The sequence below is a fragment of the Micromonospora tarensis genome (assembly GCF_016803395.1).
In the GTDB taxonomy this organism is placed as follows: domain Bacteria; phylum Actinomycetota; class Actinomycetes; order Mycobacteriales; family Micromonosporaceae; genus Micromonospora; species Micromonospora tarensis.
Map to the genome: position 1 here is coordinate 1 of NZ_JAEVHL010000402.1, position 3,506 is coordinate 3,506.

Annotated in this window: 3 protein-coding genes; all 3 read right to left on the bottom strand. The window is 72.2% G+C overall.

The window, feature by feature from the left end; all coding sequences use genetic code 11:
- Positions 1-121 precede the first annotated feature (121 nt).
- The gene (locus tag JM949_RS34645) at positions 122-556 is read right to left on the bottom strand and encodes a hypothetical protein (protein ID WP_203152262.1); all 435 of its coding nucleotides are present in this window, start codon (positions 554-556) and stop codon (positions 122-124) included.
- A gap of 82 nt (positions 557-638) precedes the next feature.
- A complete protein-coding gene (locus JM949_RS34650; protein ID WP_309232451.1) occupies positions 639-2,642 on the bottom strand; it encodes a M6 family metalloprotease domain-containing protein in 2,004 nt (667 codons plus the stop codon).
- A gap of 216 nt (positions 2,643-2,858) precedes the next feature.
- Positions 2,859-3,506: dihydrodipicolinate synthase family protein (locus JM949_RS34655; RefSeq protein WP_203152264.1), on the bottom strand; the 648-nt coding region annotated here is incomplete at its 5' end.

Genomic DNA, 3,506 nt, shown 5'->3' on the forward strand with positions numbered 1-3,506 from the left:
GCGGGGACCGGCCCGGGCAGCGCCGCCGCCCCTCCGGCGGGCGCCGGTGTGGGCGCGGGTTTGGGCGTGCCGCATCCGCCCAGCAGCGCCGCCGCCAGCACCAGTGGAAGGAGGGCCCGCCTCATGACGGAACCACCGCCACCAGCGCCGGGCCCTCGCTGCTGTCCGGCGTCAGGTCGAGCGCCGGCCGGCCGTCCACCTCCAGCCGGTAGGAGTCCCGCTGCGGCACCCGCACCGGAACGGCGAACTCGCAGTAGGTGGGCAGGCGCTCGACCCCCAGGTCCTCGACGAAGGCGGCCACCGCGGTCCCGGCCGACAGCTGCCCGCTGGCCAGCGCCGCCCCGTCAGGGTCCAGCACCCGGAACGGCGCCCGGTTGTGGAAGTGCTGGTAGGGACCGGTGCCGGCGCAGTCCACGCCGGCGGCCCGGATGTTGATGTCGCGCACCAGGACCCGCACGGTGGTCGGGGAGATCGTTTCCTGGGCGGCGCCGCCGGTGCCGCAGCCGGTCGCGCCGGCCAGCAGCAGGGGCAGCAGCGCCATGATGCCTCGCCGCACGTCATCCTCCTCTCGCCGGCCTGCCGGGTCCGCGGCGGTCTGCCACGGACCCGGCAGGAACGGGGTCAGTCTCGGGCGCTGGTCAGGACTTCTCGACCCGGCACTGCTTGGTCACCGTCTTCGTCGGGTCGCTCTCCGAGGTAGCGGTGAGCTTCACGAAACCGGTGTCCGCGGCGGCGGCGGTGGCACCCACCGACACCCTGACCGTGGTGGCCTTGCCGAACTGCGCGGTGGCGAGCTGGTTGGGCAGCCAGGTCCGCCAGCCCTTGCCGGCCACCTCCGCCGACAGGCGGTAGACATCCGACTTCAGGTACGCGCTGACGTTCTCCGGGTGCTGCTGCCCGCCGGCCGAGTACGAACCGGTGTTGGTCAGGTCGAACGAGCAGGTCACCCCGCGGTTGGTCGGCTTGCCGCCGCCGGTCACCTCGCCCTTGCCCAGCGTCACGCCGTGACTGCTCGGCCCGCCGGTGCCGTCCAGTGAGCGCACCGCCACCGTGTAGGAGAGCGAGCCGGCCGAGTCCCGCTTCAGGTCGATGATGTAGAAGTGCAGCCGGTTGGCCTCGTCGACGTACTCGTACTGGCTGCCGGTGTCCGCGCCGGCGTGGAACAGCGCGTCGGAGAGCTGCCGGTAGTCGCCCATGGTGATCTTCTGTGGGGTGCCGTCCGGCCGGTAGAAGTCGATCATGTCGATGTCCTGCGGGTTGGCGTCCACCACCCACTGGAACGGCGCGCTGTCGGCGTTCTTCGTCTTGCTCAGCAGCACACCGCTGTCCGGGGTGAACGAGTCCGCGCCCATCCGGTCGACGACCTCGACCGTGTAGTTGTTGAAGCTGCCACCGTCGCACAGCGGGTCGGTGCTGACCGCACACGTCGGCGACAGGTCCTTGTTCAGCGCGATGTTCACGCCGCTCAGACCCTTCGGGCCGGCGTCCACCGCCCGGGCCGTGACCTGCGCGACCACCATTCCCGAAGAGGCCAACGCCTCCCGTGACAGCCGCAGCACGTGCTCCTCGCCGAGCAGGCCGATCTTGAGTTTGTCCCGCACGGTGTGCAGCGAGCCCATCGAGCCGCCGTTGGTCGGCGGGATCTGCCAGCGGGTGTGCGGTCCGCCCGGGCCGTTGAACGACCCGCGCGACATCATGCTCCAGATTCCGGTGTACGCCCTGCGCAGCGGCTCGCCGTACGGGTTGTTGTAGTTGTCGCCGATGCCCAGCAGATGGGTCAACTCGTGGGCGTAGACGCCCATGCCGGAGCTCTCCCCCTGCGTCGAGGAGCCGCCGCCGGCGTTCGGCCACAGTGTCGCCGCCGCCTTCCACGAGGTCCAGTCCACGTAGCGGGTCTTCGCCCAGTTCGGCAGGTTGGGGTCCGGCGGACCCCAGGCGTCCGGCACGTCCTCCTTGTTCTGGAAGATCATCTGCCCGAACTCCTGCCAGGTCGACGACTCGTCCTGGCCGGCGCTGAGGATGAACACCAGCTCGTACTGGTTGGCGACCTCGTCGCCGACGGCAGCCCGCCAGGCGCCCAGGCCGTCGGTGCGGATGTTCTTGCCGCACACGTCCCCGCTCGGGCAGGCGCCCGGGTTGAACCCGTTGTCGAGCCCGTACTGGTAGGACTTGGCCGGCATCTGGTACGGCCCGAACCCGGCGAGGTCGACGCCGTAGCGGCCGTTGGAGTCCTGCATCCAGTACTCGTGCAGGGTGTGGCCCTTGTTCAGGGTGTTCGGCGTGTTCAGGAAGTCCTGGTAGAACTTCGGCACGTCGGCCCGGGGGATGTTGGTCGCCACGGACTGGGGGTTGCCGAAGACCGTCGACCGGGCCCGCTGGGAAACCGCGAACGTCTCGTCCGGATAGTCGAGCGCCACCAGGGCGATCTTGAAGTTGCGGACCGAGCCCGACACGCTCGGGTCGGCCCAGTTCTTGCCGGGCACGGCCTTGTAGTCGTTCCAGGTCATCGTGTCCGGGTTCTGCCAGGCCTGCGGGTCGAGGACCTGGAACGGCGCTTCGCCGCCGGCCGGGTTGGCCGGGGCCGCGGCGGCCGGCGCCGCCCCGGTCGCCACGAGCGTGGTCACCACGGCTGCGGCCAGCACGGCCGCCTCAGCCGGGTTCGGTTGGGGGTACGGTGCACGGAACCACCTCTCGTCGGAGGAAAACGCGGCGCTGGCGCCCCGGTGGGGGTTTTCCGGAACACCTGTCGGCAGGCCGCGCAGCGAATCTAGGAGGGCGGGCCGGTGCCGGTCACCGTGCAGATGTCGGCAGGTGGGCCGGCGACTTCCGACACCTGACGGACCGGTGCGGCCGGCGGATCAGCCCGGGCGGGCCCCGGACGCCGGATCGGCGGGCGCCGCGAGGGCCCGCAGCACGTCCCGGCGCACCCGGTCGACGGCGGGACCGGACAGGGGTCCGCGCGGTGGGCGGCACCGGCCGCCGAACCGACCGGCGCACTCCATGGCGAGCTTGACCGCCTGCACGGACTCGGGCCGGGAGGCCCAGCCGAGGATCGGGTGCAGCTCGGCGTAGAGCGGCAGCGCCCGGTCCAGGTCGCGGGCGGCGCACAGCTCGTACAGGTGCACGGCCTGGCGGGGCAGCGCGTTCGGCAGGGTGGCGACCCATCCGGCGGCGCCGCAGAGCACCAGTTCGAGCACCACGTCGTCGGCGCCGACCAGCACGTCGACGTGCGGGCAGAGGTCCCGCAGGCGATGCAGCCGGCGTACGTCGCCGGTGACCTCCTTGACCGCGACGATCCCGTCGATCTCGGCGATGGTCGCCAGCAGGTCCGGCGTGAGGTCCAGCCGGGTCTCGTGCGGCTCGTTGTGGGCGACCACCGGCAGGCCGACCGCCGCCACCTCCCGGTAGTGGGCGACCACGTCGGCGGGGCGGGCGGCGGGCCCGTCGGGTGGCCGCGCGAGCACCCCGTGCGCGCCCACCTCAGCGGCCTGCTCCGCCCAGCGGCG